Here is a 6,151-nt window from a genome sequence, read left to right as displayed (position 1 = left end):
ATGTTTTCCATCCGTATTCCATGGTCAAGGATCACCGTACGAGTGCGGAAACCGGGAACTTGGGTGCGGTCATGGATGGGGATATTGATATGTTCATCGATGCGTACTTGCGTTCAAAACTATAAGATATAATGGCCGGACCGTTCTATGGTCCGGCTTTTTGTATGAAAATCATGCTTGCCTTACACGTTCTGCCAAAATAAGCCGTCTGGATTATTTTTACAGGGTATGAAAAGGGATGCCATGCTATGATCCGCCAATACTACATAATGATGAATGATGGTTTGAGGAGATAATAAAGAATGAGAAAAAGATACAGGGAGCCGAAGCCCCCTTTGATGCAAAAGTTAATCGAATATGGATTGGTAATCGTGGGGTCAGCCATAATTGCCATCGGTTTTAATGTTTTCCTGCTGCCCAACCAAGTTGCATCGGGCGGGGTCAGCGGGATCAGTACGATCCTCAGGTCCACTCTCGGCTGGGAGCCAGCCTATGTGCTGTGGGGTTTCAATATTCCTTTATTCATTGCGGGACTTATCATCCTGGGAAGGCATTTCGGAGCCAAAAGCTTGATTGGGACATTGTTTTTGCCTTTAGTGGTATTTCTGACAAAAGAATGGGATGCTTGGACGAATGATGCCCTGCTTGGTTCCATTTGCGGCGGGTTGATGGTCGGTCTTGGACTAGGTATTGTCTTTCGTGGGAAAGGCTCGACAGGAGGCACCGACTTAGCTGCGCAGATTTTTCACAAGTACACCCATATGTCACTGGGGGTTTGTGTTGCCATTATCGATGGCATCATCGTATTAAGTGCCGCCATCGTTTTTGATATTGAAAAAGGGCTTTATGCCTTGATTGCATTGTATGTGACAAGTAAAACGATCGATCTTGTCCAAGTAGGGCTGAATCGATCCAAGATGGCACTGATCATCACGAATAATGAACGCGATGTAAGGGACGCTATCATACATGAGCTGGATCGCGGGGTAACCGGGATATCCGGTTATGGCGGGTATACGGACGACACCCGTCCAATCATGATGTGTGTAATAGACCAGTCCGAATTCACCAAATTGAAACAATTGGTGAAACTCGTTGACCCTAAAGCGTTTGTAATCGTCACGGACGCATCGGAAGTGCTGGGGGAGGGTTTTAAACTGGAATGACATTGGTATAATGTTCTTGTATTGGTAATAGGAAGAGGGGGTAAATTCAATGAAAATGAAATGGGCAGCTTTAGTCTTGGGCACTTCTTTGGCATTGGCTGCATGTGGCGGGAACGATGATGCGTCAGATAAACAGCCGGCAGATAGTGGTGAAACGACAACGGCAGGCGCAGGTGATGCCGCCAAGATTTATGAAAACAAATGCTCGAGCTGCCATGCGGTGAATCTCGAAGGCGGCGTAGGGCCGAATTTGACGAAAGTGGGCTCGAAGTTGACGAAGGCTGATATCGAAAAGGTCATTGCAAATGGGCAAGGTGCAATGCCAAAGGGTATCATCCAGGGAAAAGAAGCCAGCCTGGTCGCCGAATGGCTTGCAAAACATAAGTAAGTGATCGCCGGAACGTTCTGCATCAGCAGGGCGTTTCATTAAGCATTCCCCTTATAAATCCCCGGTACCCCTCACATTGAATCCTTATCGAACAAACAATTACTGGAAATATTACGTAGATGTTGATATATGACCGACTGAAATGAAACTGTAATATTATTAATGCTTAATTTGACAAAATTTGATGTTATAATGTGTCTGTGCTCAAGTAAGAGCGATTCCTGTCAGAATTCAATGGAAATTGTCGAAAAAGCTGTAATTACATAAAGATAATTCAAGCAAATTAGGTGGTTTTAAAATGATAGAAATGATAGATGTGAAAAAGACATACCCAAATGGCGTCATTGCCATTAATGGGATCAACGTAAAAATCAAGCCAGGCGAGTTCGTATATGTAGTAGGGCCCAGCGGTGCCGGTAAATCGACCTTCATCAAGATGATGTACAGGGAAGAAAAGCCGACTAGTGGTAATATCTTGGTCAATGGACTTAGCCTGCCAAGTATCCGCAATTCGAAAGTTCCTCTATTCCGCCGCAATATCGGTATGGTATTCCAGGATTTTAAACTCCTTCAAACATTCACAGCATATGAAAATGTGGCATTTGCCATGGAAGTCATCGAAAAGGAACCGGAAGAGATCAAAAAGAGAGTCATGGAAGTCCTTGATCTGGTTGGCATCAAGCATAAAGCCAGAATGCTTCCTTCGGAGTTATCTGGCGGGGAACAGCAAAGGGTAGCGATTGCCAGGTCGATCGTCAATGATCCCAAGGTAGTCATCGCGGATGAGCCTACAGGGAACCTTGATCCTGAAACATCGTGGGAAATCATGAACATATTTGAAGAAATTAATAAACGCGGAACGACACTAGTAATGGCCACCCATAATAGGGACATCGTCAACAATATCAAACGACGTGTCATTGCCATTGAAAGTGGAAAAATCGTTCGCGATGAACATCGAGGTGATTACGGATATGAAATTTAGAACATTGCTCCGTCACTTCCGTGAAAGTTTTAAAAACATTGGCCGTAATGGATGGATGACGTTCGCTTCAGTAAGTGCAGTAACGGTAACTCTAACATTGGTAGGCGTCTTTTTAGTACTCATGATGAATTTGAATCATATCGCGGGAAATGTGGAGAAGGATGTCGAAGTTCGCGCACATATAGATAATGCAGCGAATCAAAACGATATAAAAGCAATCGGAAAACAAATAACGGAGATGGATGGCATTGAATCAGTCATTTTCTCCCCTAAAGATGAAGAGCTTACGAATTTGATAGATGATCTAGGTGATAATGGCGAAGCTTTTAAACCATTTGAACAGGACAACCCTTTAAGGGACGTTTATATCATCAAAACGAAGTCTCCGCAGGATGTCATCAAGGTGGCAAAAAAGATCGAAGGCTTTGATTATATCCAAAGCGTCAAATATGGCCAAGGATACGTAGAGAAGCTATTCAGCTTCGTGAATATTGCGAGAAACATAGGGATCGTCCTCATTGTAGGTTTACTATTCACTGCAATGTTCCTGATTTCAAATACGATCAAAATCACCATTGTAGCTAGAAGGAAAGAAATCGAGATCATGAGATTGGTAGGGGCAACGAACACATTCATCCGCTGGCCATTCTTCCTCGAGGGGCTTTGGTTGGGAATTCTCGGTGCAATCGTGCCGATAGGCCTGATTTCCGTACTCTATTACAATCTTTATAAATATGCAGCACCGCAGATTACGTTCAAGTTCGTAGAGCTTCTTCCTGCAAACCCATTTATTTATCAAGTATCGGCAATCCTCATCGTGATAGGTGCCGTCATCGGGATATGGGGCAGCTTGATGTCCGTCAGGAAATTCTTGAAAGTATAAAAGTTGCTCCTTTTATTAAAAAAGAAGCTTGGTATAGATAGAGAGACGTTGCAAGGCAATTGATGTGACGGGATTGAAAGGGGATATGAAACGTTGAAAAAAAATATCATTGCCATGAATGCTTCCATCATGATCGGATTGGGAAGCCTTCTGGCAGTACCATCCGTTCATGCTGAGTCCATATCGGATCTGGAAAAGCAGAAAGAATCGATTCAGGAAAAACGTTCAGGTGTTGAATCGAACATTTCTGACACGGAGAAGAAAATCGATAACCTTCAGGATAAGCAAATGACTGCAGAAGAACAAATCGATGCAATCGAAGCGAAAATTGCAGAATCCGACAAAAAAATCGATGCTAAAAATGCTGAAATTACACAAACGAAAAACGAAATCGAAGCATTGAAAAAAGAGATTAAAGTATTGAAAGAACGGATCGCCAAACGTAATGAAGTATTGAAGGAGAGGGCACTTTCTTTCCAGGAAACTGGCGGGGATGTCAACTACCTTGAAGTGCTATTCGGATCATCAAGTTTTGGAGATTTAGTGGACCGTGTTGGAGCTGTAGCAACGATCGCTGAGGCCGACCGGGATATTTTGAAGCAGCATGAACTTGATAAAAAAGATCTTGAAGAAAAACAAAATGCTGTTGAAACGAAGCTTGCTAGTTTGGAAGTGGCAAAAGCTGAACTATTGGAAATCCAAAAGCAGCAAAAACAGCAAAAGCAGGAAAAGGACGCTTTAGTCAAGCAGCTGAAGGAACAAACTAAAAAGCATGAAGACGAGAAGATGGGCTTAGAGGAAGAAAAAGCGAACCTTTCCGCTCAGGAAAAAGCCATCAAATCAGCCATCAGCCTAGAACATCAACGTCTTGCGGAATTGGAAGCCGCCCGTAAAAAAGCGGCAGCCGAAGCAAAAAAACGTGCAGAGCAGGAAGCGGCAGAAGCAGCTGCAAAAGCAGCATCACAAGCGTCGGAATCCAAGCAACAATCTTCTTCTCCGGAACCTAGCGCAAAAAGCAGTTCAGCGCCAGCTCCTTCGTCCAATGTAAGTGAAGTCCCTGCGGTATCATCGGGTACATTCACAAGACCGAGTGCAGGATATGTATCTTCGACAATGGGTGAACGCTGGAATAAACAGCATGCCGGCATTGATATTGCTGCTAGTGGAACGGTTCCGGTTGTAGCGGCAGCCGACGGGGTCGTAAGCCGTTCTTACCACTCCAGTACATACGGAAACGTCGTCTTCGTTACCCATTCAATCGGCGGGCAGCAATGGACTACGGTTTATGCACATTTACGCTCTAGACAAGTAAGTGAGGGTGCTGTGGTTGCCAAAGGCCAACAAGTGGGCATCATGGGTAACACAGGCCATTCATTTGGACAGCATTTGCACTTCGAGCTGCATAAAGGCGCATGGAATTATAGCAAATCGAATGCTGTCAATCCATTAAACTATATACCTAATTAATACCCCATATTATTGCAATAAAACAGACCAGGATAAATCCTTGGTCTGTTTTTTTATGTTCATTCACCATTATACTCAGGGAATATTCTTGCCCGGCGCCACATATAGTGGAATACATATCAGGTCAGAAATGGGGATAAATATGGTCAAAAAATGGGTACTTCCGCTAGCAATCATCATATCACTAGCCATTGGAGCAGTGGGGGGCATATATTGGACAAGCCTCCCGGATAAACAGGAAACAAACCCTGAAAGCCCAGCCGTATCCAAGGATAAGGAATGGGCAAAAGTGGAGCAAGCTTATGGCTTGATCGTCAGTGAGTATGTCGAGCAGGTGGATGGCTCCCGTTTGGTGGAAGGGGCGATCCAAGGCATGTTATCATCTTTGAAAGACCCTTATTCCGTTTATATGGACAAGGAGACCGCCAAGCAATTCAATGAAACCTTGGATTCCTCTTTCGAAGGGATAGGGACTGAAATCGGCATGGAAGATGGCAAGGTCATAATCGTTTCTCCTTACAAGGATTCGCCAGCCGAAAAGGCGGGCTTGAAGCCAAAAGACCAAATCCTTAAGGTGAATGGAGAGAGTGTCGAGGGCTTGGATCTGTATGAAACACGCCTGAAAATTCGGGGCGAAAAGGGCTCACCCGTCAAAATGGAAGTAAAGCGAGCGGGGGTTTCCAATCCACTTGAGTTCAATATGGTGCGTGCTGAAATACCGCTGGATACCGTATTTTCATCCGTTAAAGAAGTGGGCGGGGAACAGATTGGCTACATCGAGTTAACCACTTTCTCGGAAAATACGGCGGCAGATTTCAAAAAGCAGATGAAGCAGTTAGAAAAGCAAGGGATCAAAGGCTTGGTCATAGATGTACGCGGCAATCCAGGCGGCCTTCTTTCAAGTGTGGAAACGATTCTTGGAGAGTTCATTACAAAAGAAAAACCTTTTTTGCAAATAGCCGAACGAACGGGCGAAAGGCAATCGTTTTTTACAACCCTCAAGAAAGCGAAAGATTATCCCATTGCAGTCTTGACGGATAAAGGGAGCGCCTCTGCCTCGGAAATCCTAGCTGGAGCGATGCAGGAGGCGGGAGGCTACCCATTGATCGGGGAGAAGACCTTCGGGAAAGGGACCGTGCAGCAGGCTGTACCGATGGGGGATGGCAGTAAGATTAAACTTACCCTGTATAAGTGGCTGACGCCTTCAGGGAACTGGATCCATAAAAAAGGGATCGAACCGACGATCAAGGTGAAGCAGCCGG

General features: G+C 44.7%; 6 protein-coding genes and 1 pseudogene. All 7 read left to right on the top strand.

From position 1 onward, the window contains the following. Window positions 1-125: pseudogene (gene prfB / locus CVN76_RS09880) on the top strand (peptide chain release factor 2); the annotation flags it as partial. A gap of 177 nt (window positions 126-302) precedes the next feature. Next, window positions 303-1,166, top strand: coding sequence for a YitT family protein (locus tag CVN76_RS09875; protein ID WP_100531108.1), 864 nt, complete (start codon window positions 303-305; stop codon window positions 1,164-1,166). Window positions 1,167-1,215: 49 nt separating this feature from the next. Beyond that, on the top strand, window positions 1,216-1,554 hold the full coding sequence (gene cccB / locus CVN76_RS09870; RefSeq protein WP_100531107.1) for a cytochrome c551: 339 nt from the start codon (window positions 1,216-1,218) through the stop codon (window positions 1,552-1,554). 298 nt (window positions 1,555-1,852) lie between these two features. After that, window positions 1,853-2,539: a cell division ATP-binding protein FtsE gene (gene ftsE, locus CVN76_RS09865; protein ID WP_061141190.1), complete on the top strand. Its 687-nt coding sequence runs from the start codon at window positions 1,853-1,855 to the stop codon at window positions 2,537-2,539. After that, window positions 2,529-3,422 (top strand): permease-like cell division protein FtsX, encoded by an 894-nt coding sequence (gene ftsX, locus CVN76_RS09860; protein ID WP_100531106.1) that lies wholly within the window; start codon window positions 2,529-2,531, stop codon window positions 3,420-3,422. Before ftsE ends, ftsX begins: the two co-directional genes overlap by 11 nt. A 93-nt stretch (window positions 3,423-3,515) precedes the next feature. Further along, a complete protein-coding gene (locus CVN76_RS09855; protein WP_100531105.1) occupies window positions 3,516-4,889 on the top strand; it encodes a murein hydrolase activator EnvC family protein in 1,374 nt (457 codons plus the stop codon). A gap of 142 nt (window positions 4,890-5,031) precedes the next feature. Next, on the top strand, window positions 5,032-6,151 hold a 1,120-nt coding region (locus CVN76_RS09850), incomplete at its 3' end, for a S41 family peptidase (RefSeq protein ID WP_100531104.1).

It is taken from the genome of Bacillus sp. mrc49 (genome assembly GCF_002803435.1).
The sequence above is the reverse complement of the archived record's forward strand: the minus strand, read 5'-3'. Positions and strand labels throughout refer to the sequence as shown.

Excerpts from the sequence above, each read along its gene's own strand:
- CVN76_RS09875 (WP_100531108.1), top strand. The coding sequence starts at position 303 with ATGAGAAAAAGATACAGGGAGCCGAAGCCCCCTTTGATGCAAAAGTTA.
- cccB (WP_100531107.1), top strand. The coding sequence starts at position 1,216 with ATGAAAATGAAATGGGCAGCTTTAGTCTTGGGCACTTCTTTGGCATTG.
- ftsE (WP_061141190.1), top strand. The coding sequence starts at position 1,853 with ATGATAGAAATGATAGATGTGAAAAAGACATACCCAAATGGCGTCATT.
- ftsX (WP_100531106.1), top strand. The coding sequence starts at position 2,529 with ATGAAATTTAGAACATTGCTCCGTCACTTCCGTGAAAGTTTTAAAAAC.